This window comes from Agrobacterium sp. 22-210-1, from assembly GCF_053522525.1.
In genome coordinates this window covers 887838-902877 of sequence record NZ_JBNWCI010000002.1, presented here as the reverse complement: position 1 = coordinate 902877, position 15040 = coordinate 887838, and the positions used below count along the sequence as shown (strand labels likewise).

The window sequence follows — 15040 nt, the reverse complement described above, 5'->3', positions numbered from 1 at the left end:
CTTGGCGTGGCCGCCAAAGAAAGTCAACGCGAGTTTAATCGATTATATTGTTCGTGGGATCGTGAGTGCGGTAAGGTAGATGGCTGTTCTTCCGCCGAAACTTGCGCCCGGCCTCAAGCCATGCCATCAAGCTTTTCTCCTCAATCCTGCCCCAGAAAATCATCGATGAACGACTTCATACCTTATGAAATCATAGAAGGCGAATATGACAAAGGCATGGTTCTTCTGGCGGACCACGCGATGAACCTTCTGCCGGCACACTACGGCAAACTTGGCCTTCCGCAAACCGCTTTTCATCGGCATATCGCATTTGATATTGGCATAGAAGGGCTGACGCGCTCGCTCGCGGCCCGTCTTGGCGTTCCGGCGGTGCTCGGACGGTTTTCTCGGCTGCTGATCGACCCGAATCGCGGTGAGGATGATCCCACTCTCATCATGAAAATTTCGGACGGGGCGATCATTCCCGGCAATCACCCGATTTCGGATGAGGAATGGCAAAGGCGCATCGAGATTTTTCACAGGCCGTATCACGATGCCGTTGATCGCGTGCTGACCGGTGTTGCCGAAGCCTCGGGTGAAGCGCCGCTTGTTCTGTCGCTGCATTCCTACACGCCCTTCTGGAAAGAAACGCCGCGACCGTGGCATGCGGCGGTTCTGTGGGACACGGATAACCGTGCGGTCGACCCGCTCCTGGCGCACCTGCGCGCCACTGGCGACATTCTCGTCGGCGACAACGAACCCTATGACGGGGCGCTGAAGGGCGATACCATGTATCGCCACTGCATGATGAAGGGCATACCGCATGCGCTTCTTGAGGTTCGGCAGGATCTGATCGCGGATGAGGAGGGTATTGCGGCCTGGTCGGACCGGCTCGCTCCCATTTTTGCCGCAATGAACGACGATCCGGTTTTGCATGAATATCAGCTGTTCGCCTCCCGCACCGGCCCGTACTGAGTCTGGAGTTGCCCTATGACGAAAGAGAATGACAACAGGCAGATCGAGTTCGAGGCAGCCGCCTTCCGCCGTCTGGTGCAGCATCTTCGCGAGCGCCACGATGTGCAGAACATCGATATGATGAATCTGGCGGGCTTCTGTCGCAATTGCCTTTCTAACTGGTACCGGGAAGCGGCTGAGGAGGCGGGTGTTCCGCTCAGCAAGGAGCAATCTCGCGAAATCGTCTATGGCATGCCCTATGACGACTGGAAGGAAAAACATCAGGCGGAGGCGAGCGACGCCCAGAAAGCCGCCTTCGAGCAGAACAGACCCAAGGAATAACCCCCGATCGATGGAAACGACTTGACGTGAGGCCCCGCAATGGGCAGTTCACAGGCCTGAATTTGTGCCGCCCGAGTGGCGGCGACCGGTGGGAGCTTCCAACCGGATCGAATGAACAAGGCTCAGACGAGCCGCCACTACGAAGGATGATATGATGGACGAAACGAGCACCACCGAAACCGTCGCCGCCGCAGAACTGCGCCAGTTCATTGAGCGCGTCGAGCGTCTCGAAGAAGAAAAGGCTGCCATTCAGGGTGATATCAAGGATGTCATGGGTGAGGCGAAGGGTCGTGGTTACGACACCAAGGCAATCCGCACCATCATCCGCCTGCGCAAGAAGGACGCCAACGAGCGTATCGAGGAAGAAACCATCCTGCAGACCTATATGGCGGCACTTGGCATGGAGTGATCGGCTGACGATCGCTCAATAAAAAATCGCCGCTTTTGCGGCGATTTTTGTTTGGTCCCTTAGGACTTAGCCGCGTGTACCGGCAAGCTTCTCGGAAAGATCGATGGCCTGTTTGCGGGCATCCTTGTCGGCAGGATAAAGCGCCAGATAACGCTCCCAAGCCTTCAGCGCCAGCTCTTCGCGGCCGGAGGCTTCGAGGATATTGGCGAGGCTCGCCAGCGCCGGAAAATAGCGCGGCTCCTTTTCCAGCGTCAGGTTTATGTCCGCCATGGCCTTGCGGGTGTCGCCATCGGCAAAATGCACCATGGCGCGGCGATAGGGCGCCTGCACATAGCCCGGATCGAGCAGAATGATCTGGTCGAGAAAATCATAGGCGGCGGCATTGCGCTTTTCGTCGGAGGCTTCGCCTGCCCATTGCATCAGGAGATTGATCGTCGCGCTGCCGGAATCGTTCCACTCGGACGCGATCTGGTTGGCGATGCTGCGCGCCTTGACCGCATTCCGCTCTTTTTTTAGCGATGCAAAAAGCGTGTCGATGGTTCCGACCGGTGAAGGCGCGGCTTCCGCCGCCGCCGGCGTTTGTCCGTCTGCGGCATGAGCAATGGAAGTCAGTCCTGATAACAGGAGACCCTGAGCGACGATAATAGCCATGCAAAAACGATTTGGGCGCATGGGCTAAAGATTAACCCGCCTGCGCCCAATATCAAATGCAAAGTTTTGCTCTGTCAACAAAGTGATCCGCGACATTGATCGCGAACCGCAGTCGCAGTCAATCAGCCCTGACGAGCCTTGAAGCGCGGGTTCTGCTTGTTGATGATGTAGACGCGGCCCTTGCGGCGAACCAGGCGGTTATCGCGATGACGGGCCTTAAGCGCTTTAAGCGAATTCTTGATTTTCATTTTACTGGTCCGCAGTTTTGCACGGCTTTTACCGTGCTTATTCAAACAATCAAAAGCGCGCAACAGGGCGCGCTCTTTTCGGTTGGCAGGCAATTACCCGTTTGACCCCTGCCTGTCAACACTTTCCGGTGTCTTTGCCTTAAAAGACTGAGGCTTTTCCTGTGTGCAAAAGCTCGGTCACGTGGCCCATCTTGCGGCCGGGCCGTGCTTCCGTCTTGCCGTAGAGGTGCACGAGACAGTCTTTTTTCGACAGCCATGCCGGAACATCATCAATGTCGTCACCGATGAGGTTGGTCATGACGCAATCCGAATGACGGACCGCGCTGCCGGGGGCAAGGCCAGATACCGCGCGCATATGCTGCTCGAATTGCGAGATCACACAGGCTGCTTCCGTCCAGTGGCCGGTATTGTGCACGCGCGGCGCCATTTCATTGGCAACCAGCGAGCCATCGGGAAGAACGAAGAATTCGATGCCGATGACGCCGACATAATCGAGCGCCGCCAGAAGCTTCTCCGCAGACTGGACGGCAACTGCCGCAGCCGCTTCGGAGAGCGCTGCCGGCACGGTCGATGTGTGCAGAATGCCGTTCAGATGGACGTTTTCAGCCGGATCGTAGCAGACGACGGTGCCGTCCCTGAAGCGAGCGGCGATGATCGATATTTCCCGCTCGAAGGCGACGAAGCTCTCAAGGATGAGCGGCACGCCACCGAGCGCGTCGAAAGCACCCGTGCTGTCCTCGCCGCCGCGGAACAGGCGCTGTCCTTTGCCGTCATAACCCATGCGGCGGGTTTTCAGGACGCCCTTGCCGCCGAAAGCTGCCAAGGCGGCCTCCAGCTCTTCCTGGCTGTCCACGTCGCGAAAATCGGCCGTCGGAATGCCGCAACCGTTTAGGAAGCGTTTCTCCGTCAGCCGGTCCTGTGAGGCGCTGAGCGCCTGCGGCGGCGGATAGACGGGAACGGAGGCGGCGAGCGTTTCGGCTGCCGCCACAGGCACGTTCTCGAATTCGTAGGTCACGACATCGCAGCGACGGGCGAGTTCCGCAAGGGCGCGCTCATCGTCATAATCTGCGACGATCTGGTCGTTGCAAACCTGGGCGGCCGGACAATCAACCTGCGGTTCCAGCACGATGGTACGGTGGTTGAGGCGCGCCGCCGCCATCGCCAGCATGCGGCCAAGCTGCCCGCCGCCAATGATGCCGATGGTCAGATCATTCATCTTCGCCATCACTGGGCGCTGTCCATCGGATATTCGGCGACAGCCGCCGACTGGCGTGCGCGCCATGCATCCAGCCGGTCGGCCAGATCGTCGTCGCCAAGCGCCAGAACCGCGGCCGCAAGGAGTGCGGCATTGATGGCGCCGGCCTTGCCGATGGCAAGCGTGCCGACAGGAATGCCGGCGGGCATCTGCACGATGGAATAGAGGCTGTCCTGTCCGGACATGGTCTTGGACTGTACGGGAACGCCGAAGACAGGCAGCGGCGTCATGGCGGCCGTCATGCCCGGTAGATGGGCGGCGCCGCCCGCGCCTGCGATGATGACCTTGAATCCTTCGTCTTTGGCGCCATTGGCGAAGTCATAAAGCCGGTCCGGCGTGCGGTGGGCGGAAATGATGCGCGCTTCATATTCCACATCAAGCGCATCGAGCGTATCGGCGGCGTTCTTCATGGTCTCCCAGTCAGACTGGCTGCCCATGATGATGGCGACGGGGGGTGTCTCTGCTGTCACGTGATTTCTCCAGATCAGGCGATGATATCGGGAATGACCTGATCTTCGATCTGGGTCATCTTGTCCTTGACGGCCAGCTTCTTCTTTTTCATGCGCTGTATCCGCAGCGCGTCGCAGCTGGTCTGGATCATCGCGTTGATCGCCGCGTCATAGTCCTCATGCTCCTGGCGCAGCCGCGCCAGCGTGAGCCTGATGTCCGCCTGGTCCTGATCGGGCATCTTGTCATCCCCATTTTATGCCAGCCGGATAGCCTCCGGCGCGTATGTCATCGTTCACGAGCCTCTATCATCAAATCGCGGTAACGGGAAGTTATCCCTTGCGACCAAATTGCCCACTTATTGCCTTCATTTCGCCTTCGACAATATCGGTAATCCATGTCACATTGTCGTCGCAAACCTGAAACTCCAGCGATGGAGAGCTGGAGGTAGGTTTAAAAAAGGAAGGACGTGCCGCATGACCATTCAGGCTCATATTGCATCGCTCGAAAAGAAACACGGCGCTCTGGAGGAGCAGCTCGAAAGTATTCTTTCTTCCCCGTCTTCGGACGATACGGAGATTGCCGACCTCAAACGTCGTAAACTGCGCCTGAAGGACGAATTGCAGAGGCTCAAAGCCTCCACTAGGCATTGAATAATGCCAAACCGCAGCCTTCGATGAAATGAAGGGCTGACGGTTGGATTTCTTTAAGCCCTGGCAGCACCGCGGTGCAGCCGGGGCTTTTTATTGGCTCGAAGGCTATAAAGGCAGTCCGTCCCATAGCAGTTTCAGCGCCGCGACAAGCGCCATGGCATACATGAGCGGATAAAACACCGCCGGTTTCATGTATTTCACCACCTTTGCGCCGGCGAGTGTCGCCAGCATCGCCACCGGCAGCAGGCTTGCCGATGTCTTGAGGTTGGTGGCGTCCAGCGCGCCCAGTGCGAAGTATGGGATGAGCTTGATCGCGTTCATAATGGCGAAGAAACGGACGCTCATGCCGGTATAGGTTTTGGGATCGAGCTTCAGGGGGAGGACATAGATCTGGAAAGGCGGGCCGCCGGCATGGGCCACGAAGCTTGCATAACCCGACAGGCTGGACCAGAGCGTTGCGGCTGTCGGTCTTTGCGGTTTCGCCGGAATTGCCTGTCCCCTTCGGCTTTTGAAGCTCTCGTAAAAATAACGCATGACGAAGAGGATGGTAACCGAGGCGACGACAAGGCGCATGGCGTCTGCCGATATGAGGCTAGAGGTGGCCCAACCGAGCGTGATGCCGGCGATTGCGCCGGGTAGCATGATGAGGAGCGTCTGGCGATGATTGTGGTGCCGCCAGGCCCAGAGCGCAACCAGATCCATGACGATCAGGATCGGCAGGAAGATCGCCGCAGCCTGCACGGGCGGGATCGCAAGCGCCATAAGCGGCACACCCATCAGTGCCAGCGCACCGCCCAGTCCACCCTTGGAAAGGCCGACAAGCACGACTGCGGGAATGGCGACGAGAAAAAAATGAAAATCGGTCAGCATGGATGGATGGTTGATCCTTTCGCCGGTCCGGTTTATCGGATTTATCTTATCAAAACGAGTGCAGATCGCGCCGGAAGTGTCTTCTGCCTGAAATGGACGAACCGATGACCATAGTTGAAGACCGTTGCCGCCTTGTCCTGATCGTCCCGCAATCGGGCGATGCGCAAAAGCAGGCGACAGATTTGGAAGGCGCACTGCGTGGCGGCGATGTGGCTTCCGTCATCATCCCGCAATACGACCTGGATGACGCCTCTTTTCAGAAATGGGCCGAACTCATTGTGCCGATCGTTCAGAAGGCGGGTGCTGCCGCCCTCATCGCCGGCGACAGCCGCGTCGCCAGCCGGGTGAAGGCGGATGGCCTGCATGTGGCTGGTAATGCCGAGGCGCTTGCCGAGGCCGTGGAAAACTTTACGCCGAAGCTCATTGTCGGCGGCGGCAATGCGGATGACCGCCACAAGGCTCTGGAGATGGGCGAGTCCAATCCGGACTATGTGTTTTTTGGCAAGTTGGAAGGTGACATCAAACCGGAGGCGCATCCCAAAAACCTGGCGCTCGGCGAGTGGTGGGCATCGATGATCGAAATCCCGGCCATCGTCATGGGCGGTACGGATCCGTCGTCGGTGGTTGCCGTGGCTGAAACCGGCGTGGAATTTGTGGCGATGCGCGGAGGCGTTTTCGACAATGCCGCCGGTGCCGCCCAGGCCGTTTCCGAAATCAACGCTTTGCTTGACGAAAAAGCGCCACGGTTTGGCGGTTGATACAGGCGATGTTCATGCGCTCGGTTCCTTTATGCTTCTCCGTTTCGCTGCTGGCGCTCGTTTTCGGCCCGCCGGCGGGCGTTGCCTTTGCTCAATCCGGGCCGCAGAGCGAAAGCAATGCGCTCTCCCGCCAGATGGAGGATGAGGCGCAGCCTTCCCGTCAGGGCAGGGTGCAATCCGAGGAACAGAAGGATCTGCAGCCGTCGCAGGGCGTCAATGTCTATCAGCGCATGGGCGCGGACCTGCCGGCACTGCCGCCTGAGAAGGAATTCAAGGGGCGAGTGGATGAGGCCTACGGGCATTTCCAGCGAGGCGAATATGTGCAGGCGCTCGACAAGGCGCTGAACCGCGCGCAGAACGGCGACGCGTCCGCACAGACGCTGGTCGCCGAAATGATGTCGCGCGGCCTCGGCATTGCCCGCGATGAGAAGACCTCGGCCTTCTGGTATCAGCAGGCGGCGCAGGGCGGCGATCCCGTCGCCATGTTCAAATTCGCCCTGATCCTGATGGAAGGCAAATTCGTCACCCGCGACAAGGTCAAGGCCGACGATTTCATGCGCCGTGCGGCGGAAGCCGGCAATGCGTCCGCCCAGTTCAACTGGGGGCAGATACTGGTTTCGGAAAATCCCGGCGCCAAGGGCTTGCTGATGGCCATGCCATTTTACGAAAAATCTGCCGAGCAGGGCATTGCCGACGCGCAATATGCGGTGTCGCAGATTTACTGGTCGGTCAAGGATGTGCCGGCAGACAAGAAGGCCAAGGCGCGGGACTGGCTGATGCGAGCCGCAAAGGCAGGATACGATACTGCACAGGTCGATCTCGGCATCTGGCTGGTCAACGGTTTTGGTGGCGAGAGAAATCTGGAAGAGGGCTTCCGCTGGCTTTATGGCGCAGCGCAGCGCGGCAATGTCATTGCGCAGAACAAGGTGGCGCATCTTTACATTCAGGCGCTTGGCACCCGGCCCGATCCGGTGGAAGCGGCCAAATGGTATGTGCTTTCCCGCCGCGCCGGACTGAAGGATCCGGCTCTCGAGGATTTTTATCTCGGCATCACCGACGAGCAGCAGAAAAAGGGGATCGAGGCCGCAAATCGTTTCCGCCCAACGTAATGCAGGCCCGGTCTTCTGGTGCCAGCTTGCCGATGCGGGCTTTTTGCCTTGAATTTCCGCGCGTTTTGTGGTCTTGAACCGCAAACTTTCAATTCAAGAAAATAATGACGTGCCTGCCCGATGCGCTTTCGGGCGGTTCGCAAGCTTTCCAGGAAACAAATTCGATGGCCCGTTCAGCCCTTCTCAATGTCATGGTTCAGGCCGCCATCAAGGCGGGTAAGTCTTTGTCGCGTGACTTCGGTGAAGTGCAGAACCTTCAGGTTTCAGTCAAGGGACCGAGCGATTTCGTCTCGCAGGCAGACCTGAAAGCCGAAAAGATCGTGCGCGACGAGCTGATGAAAGCCCGCCCGACCTACGACTTTCTGGGCGAGGAAGGCGGCGAGGAAAAGGGCTCGGATGGTGCGCATCGCTGGATCGTCGATCCGCTTGATGGCACCACCAACTTCCTGCACGGCATTCCGCATTTCGCCGTTTCCATTGCGCTGGAGCGCAACGGGGAAGTCGTTGCCGGCGTGATCTTCAATCCAGCCACCGACGAACTCTACACCGCCGAGCGCGGCGGCGGCGCTTTCCTCAACGATCGCCGCATTCGCGTTGCTGCGCGCAAGGCGCTGACCGATTGCGTCATCGGCTGCGGCGTTCCGCATCTCGGCCGCGGCAATCACGGCAAATTCCTCGTCGAGCTTCGTCACGTCATGGGCGAAGCTGCTGGCATCCGCCGTATGGGCGCTGCAGCACTCGACCTTGCTTATGTCGCAGCGGGCCGTCTCGACGGTTTCTGGGAAGCCGAACTTTCGCCCTGGGATATGGCGGCCGGCCTGGTGCTGATTCGTGAGGCCGGCGGCTTTGCTTCCGACATCAAGGGCGGCACGGATATCTTCGGCAGCGGCACTGTTGCGGCTGGAAATGAATATATCCACAAGTCGCTTGTGGAAGTCGCCAACCGCCCGATACCGGGCCGCTGATCGATTTCGGCAGAAAACCTGCCGTTTAATGCAAGTTTCAGGCGCCCGGCGAACCCCTGCCGGGCGTTTTTGTTTTTCTCCGCACGGTCCGCTTCCGGTTTTGTAAAATGCCTGTGACGAAAGACCGGCTTTTCGCTTCAAATCGTCGCAATTTTCAAATAGCTTCCGCTAGATACGTGACCGAAGGGAATGCGAACGTTATGGCGGATTCGGAGTTACTTGATCTCGGCGTCGAGAAACCGGTGACCACGCGGCAATACAGCCACAAGCTGTCCAGCCCCACACCGTTTCTGTGGACGATGGTTCTGTTTCTGATCCTCGTCGGTTTTCTGGCGGCCATTCTTTACCGGCAGGCGCATACCGCCTTCATGACCAATCCCGGTCTCAACGGCTTCATTCTTGGCGTTCTCGCCATCGGCATCATTCTGGTGTTTACCCAAACCATGAGCCTGCGTTCGGAAGTGCGCTGGTTTAATGCTTTCCGCGCCGCCGGCAGCGCCGAAAAGGTTGGCCGCGCGCCGAAATTGCTCGCCCCCATGAGCACGCTGATCGGCAAGCGCGGTGAAGTCAGGCTTTCCGCCGTCACGCAGCGGACAATTCTCGATTCCATCGCGACGCGCCTTGATGAGACCCGCGACACATCGCGTTATCTCGTTGGCCTTCTGGTGTTTCTCGGCCTGCTCGGCACCTTCTGGGGCCTGATCGGCACCATCGGCGCCATCAGCAATGTCATCCAGTCGCTCGACCCGAGCGCCGGCGACAGCAACGATATTCTAGGTTCGCTCAAGGCCGGTCTCACTGCACCGCTGGCGGGCATGGGAACGGCGTTTTCTTCGTCGCTTCTTGGTCTCTCAGGCTCGCTGATCCTTGGTTTTCTCGATCTTCAGGCGGGACGTGCGCAGAACCGCTTTTACACCCAGCTTGAAAACTGGCTGTCTTCGGTAACGGATACGGGCGTGGAAGGACCGAGGGAGTTCAAGGCGGAACCGGGCGCCATGGTCAGCACCGAGCGCTCGCTTGCGGCCATGACCAGCCTTGCCGAAGGCATTCAGGGCCTCGTCAAGAATATGCGCAGCGAACAGCAGATGCTGCGCGACTGGATCGAGGCGCAGCAGGAGGAATCGAAATCGCTCCGCCGCACGCTTGACCGATTATCGACCCGGATCGACAGCGAGACAAAATCTCCCGGACGCACCCGGCACGATAACGGGAGCGAGTAGCCATGGCGCTTGCGCGCAACCGCCGCCGCGACAGGGGTGTGGATTATTGGCCGGGTTTCGTCGATGCGCTGTCGACGCTGCTCATGGCCATCATGTTTCTGCTGACCGTCTTCGTGCTGGCGCAGTTCGTGCTGTCGCGGGAAATTACCGGCAAGGACGAGGTGCTGACGCGCCTCAACAGCCAGATTGCCGAATTGACCGAACTTCTGGCCATGGAAAAGGGCAACAAGCAGGATATTGAGGACGCGCTGGCAAGCCTGCAATCGACGCTCGCGTCATCGGAAAACGAACGGTCGCGCCTGCAGGCGCTTCTCGATGCGGGATCGGGCAGCAATGCCAACGCCAATGCCCGGATCGGTAGCCTGACCGGCGAACTGGACGACCAGAAACAGGCCAATTCCCGTGCCTCTGCGCAGATCGAATTGCTCAACCAGCAGATCGCGGCGCTGAGGGCACAGATCGCTTCGGTGGAAGCTGCCTTGCAGGCATCGGAAGCCAAGGACACTTCCTCTCAGGTCAAGATCGCCGATCTCGGCCGCCGCCTCAATGTCGCGCTGGCGCAGCGGGTGCAGGAACTGAACCGCTATCGTTCGGATTTTTTCGGCCGGCTGCGTGAAATTCTTTCAGACCGCGAAAACATCCGCATCGTCGGCGATCGATTCGTCTTCCAGTCCGAAGTCTTGTTTCCCTCCGGTGGCAACGACCTCAATCCGGCAGGGCAAATTGAAATGGAGAAGCTCGCGGCTGCACTGATCGATCTCGCCAAGGAAATCCCGGCGGAGATCAACTGGGTCCTGCGCGTGGATGGCCATACGGACAATGTCCAGCTTTCCGGTTCGGGCCGTTTCCGCGACAATTGGGAGCTTTCCTCGGCCCGCGCCACCTCGGTGGTGAAGTTCCTGATCTCCAGGGGTGTGCCGGCAAACCGGCTGGTTGCCGCTGGTTTTGGCGAATATCAGCCGATTGCAGAAGGCGATACGCCTGATGCGCGGCAGCAGAACCGTCGTATCGAACTCAAGCTGACCGAACGCTGACATCGCCGCCGCATCATGGTGGTTGCCTTCTTGCCGAAGTGGATTTACGTTCGCGTAAAGGTAATTCCGTCATATCTGGGAGGGGTTGATGGAACGATATGATGTGATCGTTGTCGGTGCAGGGCTTGCCGGGCTGGTTGCGGCGACCGAAGCGGCCGAACGAGGACTGAGCGTCTGTGTCGTGGATCAGGAGGGCGAGCAGAACCTTGGCGGACAGGCCTTCTGGTCGCTGGGAGGTCTGTTTTTTGTCGATAGCCCCGAGCAGCGCCGGATGCGGGTGCGTGACAATCTCGATCTCGCAAGGCAGGACTGGTTCGGTTCGGCTGGTTTCGACCGTCCCGAGGATTATTGGCCACGCCGCTGGGCTGAAGCCTATCTGACTTTCGCCGCTGGTGAGAAACGTGAATGGCTGCACCGCCTCGGCATGCGCTGGTTTCCTGTGGTCGGCTGGGCCGAGCGTGGCGGGGCGCTGGCCGATGGTCACGGCAATTCCGTTCCGCGGTTTCATGTGACTTGGGGAACCGGCCCCGGTGTGCTGGCGCCTTTCATCGAAAAGGCGAAGGTCATGGCGGCAAGTGGCCGGCTCAACTTTCGTTTCCGCCACCGCGTCGACCATCTGGATATCATCGATGGCCGGGTGGCTGGCGTTTCCGGTGCAGTCCTTGCAACGGATCCGGTGTTGCGTGGGCAACAGAGCAGCCGCGAAGTTGAGGACGATTTCACCCTTTCGGCCGCGGCGATTATCGTCAGTTCGGGTGGCATTGGCGGTAATCAGGAGCTGGTACGGCGCAACTGGCCGGTGGAGCGGCTGGGCAAGCCGCCGGCAGATATGGTCTGCGGCGTGCCGGCACATGTGGATGGCCGCATGATCGGGATCACCGAAGCGGCGGGCGGAGCCGTCATCAACCCTGATCGCATGTGGCACTACACCGAGGGTGTGAAGAACCACGACCCGATCTGGCCGGGCCACGGTATCCGCATCCTGCCCGGCCCCTCATCCTTCTGGTGCGATGCGGATGGAAACCGTCTTGCCGCCCCCGCCATGCCGGGCTTCGATACGCTCGGCACGCTAAAAATGCTGGGCGAGCGCGACAGCGGTCATAGCTGGTTCATTCTGACCAAGGCGATCATCAAGAAGGAATTCGCCCTCTCAGGCTCCGAGCAAAACCCGGATCTGACGGGTAAGGATGTGGGGCTGCTGCTCAAAAGGCTGGGCAAGGAGCCGCCGGGGCCGGTGCGGGCTTTCATGGAACACGGTGAGGATTTCGCTGTCCGCGACACGCTGGAGGAGCTTGTGGTGGCAATGAACGCCATCAGCGGCGACGCGCGGCTGGATATCGATCATATCCGCCGGCAGATTGAAGCGCGTGATCGGGAAATCGTGAATGGTTTCAGCAAGGATGCGCAGGTAACCGCGATCCATGGCGCGCGCCGTTATCTCGGCGACAAGCTGATGCGGACCGCAAAACCGCACCGCTTGCTTGATCCGGCGATGGGGCCGTTGATCGCGGTGCGCCTGCACGTGCTGACGCGCAAGACGCTCGGTGGCCTGCATACGGATATTGAGGCGCGCGTGCTGGATGCTGCCGGTGAGCCGGTGCCGGGCCTCTATGCCGCTGGCGAAGTGGCCGGTTTTGGCGGCGGCGGCATGCATGGCTATAATGCGCTCGAAGGCACATTCCTTGGCGGTTGCCTGTTTTCAGGCCGCATTGCGGGGCGCAGCGTGTTGGCTTAAACGGCTCACGCCTGGGCGCGCAGCTCATCCGGGCCGGTCTGGAATTGCAGTCGTGCAAGCCGCGCATAAAGGCCGTTCTGGCGAATGAGGCTCTGATGTGTGCCTTCCTCGATGACGCGGCCGTCATCCATCACCAGAATGCGGTCTGCCTTCAGAACCGTGGCGAGGCGGTGGGCGATGACGATGGTGGTACGGGTGTTCATCAGCTCATCGAGCGCCTTTTGCACCAGCGTTTCGCTTTCCGCATCGAGCGCCGAGGTCGCTTCGTCGAGAAGCAGGATCGGCGCGTCGCGCAGAATGGCGCGGGCAATGGCGATGCGCTGGCGCTGGCCGCCGGAAAGTGTCACACCGCGCTCGCCCACCTGCGTGTCGTAACCATCTGTCAGGCGCTCGATGAAACTGTCGGCCTGGGCGGCGATGGCGGCGGCGCGGACCTCTTCGCGGGTCGCCTCCGGCCGGCCGAAGGCGATATTATCGTGAATGGATGAGGCAAAGATCGCCACATCCTGCGGAACGATAGACAGGCGTGCGCGCAGATCGGTAAGGCTGATGTCACGAATATCAGCGCCATCGACCGTGATGCGGCCCTGCTGCGGATCGTAAAACCGCATCAGCAGCGAAAACACCGTGCTTTTGCCCGCGCCTGATGGGCCGACAATGGCAACGGTTTCGCCGGCGCTGACCTTGAAGGAAAGGCCGGAAAGGGTCGGGCGTCCCGCCGCCAGCGGATAGACAAAATCGACATTTTCGAATTCCGCTTCGCCGCGTGGCGGTTGCGGCATGGCGAGGGGCGCCGTGGGTTCCGCGACGGGCGAGCGCTCGTTCAACAGTTCGGAAAGCCGTTCGGCGGCACCACCCGCCTGCGCCAGTTCACCCCAGACTTCCGAGAGTTGGCCGAGGCCGCTTGCGGCGATGACCGAATAAAGCACGAACTGACCAAGCGTACCCGCCGTCATGCCGCCGGAAAGGACGCTCTGCGCGCCATACCAGAGAATGCCGACGACGCTGCCGAAGACCAGCGCAATGGCGACCGCGGTGAGGATGGAGCGGGCGCCGATCGCCGCGCGTGCACCCTGATAGGCCGCTTCCACGGAGGCGCCGTAACGGGCATTCGCAAGCGCTTCGGCATTGAAGGACTGCACCGTGCGGCTCGCGGCGATCGTTTCGGACGCATAGGCGGCGGAATTGGCCAGCGTATCCTGCGTCGTGCGGGAGCGGGCGCGAACAGACCGTCCAAAGGCGATCAGCGGAAAGACGATGAAGGGAATGGCAAGCAGCGCGAGGCCGGAAAGGCCGGGGCTGGTATAGATCATCATTGCCACTGCGCCACAACACATGATGATGTTGCGCAGCGCCACCGAGGCCGATGAACCGAAAGCTGAGCGTATTTGCACCGTATCCGCGGTCAGCCGCGAGGTCAGTTCGCCGGAGCGGTTGCTATCGAAAAACTGCTGCGACAATGTGGTGAGGTGGGCAAAGACATCGCGACGCAGATCGGCGACGACCCGCTCACCAATGGTCATGACATAATAATAACGCATGGCGCTGGCGAGCGCGAGCAGGACAGCAATCGCCAGAAGCACGGCGAAATAGCTGTTGATCATGCCGCCATCCGGCGTCTGGAAACCGTGGTCAATGATGCGACGAACGGCAAGCGGCAGGGCCAGTGTGGTGGCGGAAGAAAGAACAAGCGCAAAAAGGGCCGCCGCCATCAGGCCGCGATAACGTCTGAGATAGGGAAACAGGCTGAGAAGTGGCTTCAGGCTTCTCTGTTTTGCCGCTTTCTGCTCTTCTATGTCTGCCACGTGCCTGATGCTCCTCGTTCCATGCCATTTTTGGCTTTTTAGGGAGAGATTTCCGGCGTGCGGTAAAATTCCTGCCCTAGCGGCCATCTCCTTTCACAAGGGTATGGCAGGCTCTTGTTATCTCGGCGACCTTCATGTATAGGCTCCGCATCGAATTGGGAAGCCATAGCCCATCTGGTCTATGGCTTCATTTATTGAAATGGCTCAATTGACGCAATTGCGGCAATGGACCGCACGTCACTTAACCAGGAAGATTGTCATGAAGGCTGATATCCATCCCGCTTACCACACGATCAAGGTGGTCATGACCGATGGCACCGAATACGAAACCCGCTCCACCTGGGGTTCGGAAGGCGCTGTCATGAACCTTGAAATCGACCCCAAGTCCCATCCGGCATGGACGGGCGGCAACCAGCAGCTTATGGACCGCGGTGGTCGCGTTTCCAAGTTCAACAAGCGTTTCGGCAACCTCGGTTTCTGATTCTCTTGCGAACGGATCGTTTAAAAAAAGCCCGGTAAAACCGGGCTTTTTTGTTGCCGTTTCCAGGGGCGACAAACGGTATTGGCGGACACAAAAAAGCAGGCTGGTGAGCCTGCTTTTCAAAT

At 59.5% G+C, this 15040-nt stretch carries 18 protein-coding genes; 11 read left to right on the top strand and 7 right to left on the bottom strand.

The genetic code is table 11. The annotated features are described in order from the left end of the window. Positions 1-165: 165 nt before the first annotated feature. From ACQZ5F_RS17210 to ACQZ5F_RS17200, 3 genes are all read left to right on the top strand, one after another. The gene (locus ACQZ5F_RS17210; protein ID WP_046799932.1) at positions 166-954 is read left to right on the top strand and encodes an N-formylglutamate amidohydrolase; all 789 of its coding nucleotides are present in this window, start codon (positions 166-168) and stop codon (positions 952-954) included. A gap of 15 nt (positions 955-969) precedes the next feature. After that, complete coding sequence (locus ACQZ5F_RS17205) at positions 970-1275, top strand: DUF1244 domain-containing protein (RefSeq protein ID WP_052819442.1); 306 nt, start codon at positions 970-972, stop codon at positions 1273-1275. Between the two features lie 151 nt (positions 1276-1426). Beyond that, positions 1427-1684, top strand: a complete 258-nt coding sequence (locus ACQZ5F_RS17200) for a DUF2312 domain-containing protein (protein ID WP_006314683.1) — start codon at positions 1427-1429, stop codon at positions 1682-1684. Between the two features lie 66 nt (positions 1685-1750). Here ACQZ5F_RS17200 and ACQZ5F_RS17195 read toward each other — a convergent pair whose 3' ends face one another. From ACQZ5F_RS17195 to ACQZ5F_RS17175, 5 genes are all read right to left on the bottom strand, one after another. Then, positions 1751-2356 (bottom strand): hypothetical protein, encoded by a 606-nt coding sequence (locus ACQZ5F_RS17195; protein ID WP_225338784.1) that lies wholly within the window; start codon positions 2354-2356, stop codon positions 1751-1753. A 101-nt stretch (positions 2357-2457) separates the two neighbouring features. Beyond that, positions 2458-2583: a type B 50S ribosomal protein L36 gene (gene ykgO / locus ACQZ5F_RS17190; RefSeq protein WP_003497670.1), complete on the bottom strand. Its 126-nt coding sequence runs from the start codon at positions 2581-2583 to the stop codon at positions 2458-2460. A gap of 139 nt (positions 2584-2722) precedes the next feature. Further along, positions 2723-3808, bottom strand: a complete 1086-nt coding sequence (locus ACQZ5F_RS17185; protein WP_225338783.1) for a 5-(carboxyamino)imidazole ribonucleotide synthase — start codon at positions 3806-3808, stop codon at positions 2723-2725. Then, positions 3808-4308, bottom strand: a complete 501-nt coding sequence (purE, locus tag ACQZ5F_RS17180; protein ID WP_077767952.1) for a 5-(carboxyamino)imidazole ribonucleotide mutase — start codon at positions 4306-4308, stop codon at positions 3808-3810. The genes ACQZ5F_RS17185 and purE overlap by 1 nt, the downstream gene beginning before the upstream one ends. Positions 4309-4322: 14 nt before the next feature. After that, a complete protein-coding gene (locus ACQZ5F_RS17175) occupies positions 4323-4526 on the bottom strand; it encodes a YdcH family protein (RefSeq protein ID WP_006314698.1) in 204 nt (67 codons plus the stop codon). Positions 4527-4761: 235 nt separating this feature from the next. Here ACQZ5F_RS17175 and ACQZ5F_RS17170 point away from each other — a divergent pair, with 235 nt between their 5' ends. Beyond that, a complete protein-coding gene (locus ACQZ5F_RS17170) occupies positions 4762-4938 on the top strand; it encodes a YdcH family protein (RefSeq protein WP_225338782.1) in 177 nt (58 codons plus the stop codon). Between the two features lie 105 nt (positions 4939-5043). Here the strand turns inward: ACQZ5F_RS17170 and ACQZ5F_RS17165 are convergent, their stop codons facing one another. Next, positions 5044-5808 carry a sulfite exporter TauE/SafE family protein gene (locus ACQZ5F_RS17165; protein ID WP_046799927.1) on the bottom strand — a complete coding sequence of 255 codons (765 nt, stop codon included), beginning with the start codon at positions 5806-5808 and terminating at the stop codon, positions 5044-5046. A gap of 104 nt (positions 5809-5912) precedes the next feature. On the opposite strand from ACQZ5F_RS17165, the gene ACQZ5F_RS17160 reads away from it, so the two are divergent. From ACQZ5F_RS17160 to ACQZ5F_RS17135, 6 genes are all read left to right on the top strand, one after another. Beyond that, positions 5913-6566, top strand: coding sequence for a thiamine phosphate synthase (locus tag ACQZ5F_RS17160; protein ID WP_137086963.1), 654 nt, complete (start codon positions 5913-5915; stop codon positions 6564-6566). An 8-nt stretch (positions 6567-6574) separates the two neighbouring features. Continuing rightward, on the top strand, positions 6575-7675 hold the full coding sequence (locus ACQZ5F_RS17155) for a tetratricopeptide repeat protein (protein ID WP_225338781.1): 1101 nt from the start codon (positions 6575-6577) through the stop codon (positions 7673-7675). 164 nt (positions 7676-7839) lie between these two features. Further along, entirely contained in the window at positions 7840-8640 is an 801-nt protein-coding gene (locus tag ACQZ5F_RS17150; protein WP_046800033.1) for an inositol monophosphatase family protein, read from the top strand. Positions 8641-8840: 200 nt separating this feature from the next. Then, positions 8841-9860, top strand: a complete 1020-nt coding sequence (locus ACQZ5F_RS17145; RefSeq protein ID WP_137086961.1) for a flagellar motor protein MotA — start codon at positions 8841-8843, stop codon at positions 9858-9860. 2 nt (positions 9861-9862) lie between these two features. Further along, positions 9863-10894, top strand: a complete 1032-nt coding sequence (locus ACQZ5F_RS17140; protein WP_046799924.1) for a peptidoglycan -binding protein — start codon at positions 9863-9865, stop codon at positions 10892-10894. 88 nt (positions 10895-10982) lie between these two features. After that, on the top strand, positions 10983-12629 hold the full coding sequence (locus ACQZ5F_RS17135) for an FAD-binding dehydrogenase (RefSeq protein ID WP_448730595.1): 1647 nt from the start codon (positions 10983-10985) through the stop codon (positions 12627-12629). Positions 12630-12634: 5 nt separating this feature from the next. Here ACQZ5F_RS17135 and ACQZ5F_RS17130 read toward each other — a convergent pair whose 3' ends face one another. Then, the gene (locus ACQZ5F_RS17130) at positions 12635-14434 is read right to left on the bottom strand and encodes an ABC transporter transmembrane domain-containing protein (RefSeq protein WP_225338779.1); all 1800 of its coding nucleotides are present in this window, start codon (positions 14432-14434) and stop codon (positions 12635-12637) included. 259 nt (positions 14435-14693) lie between these two features. On the opposite strand from ACQZ5F_RS17130, the gene rpmE reads away from it, so the two are divergent. After that, positions 14694-14915, top strand: coding sequence for a 50S ribosomal protein L31 (gene rpmE / locus ACQZ5F_RS17125; protein ID WP_046799921.1), 222 nt, complete (start codon positions 14694-14696; stop codon positions 14913-14915). Positions 14916-15040 lie beyond the last annotated feature (125 nt).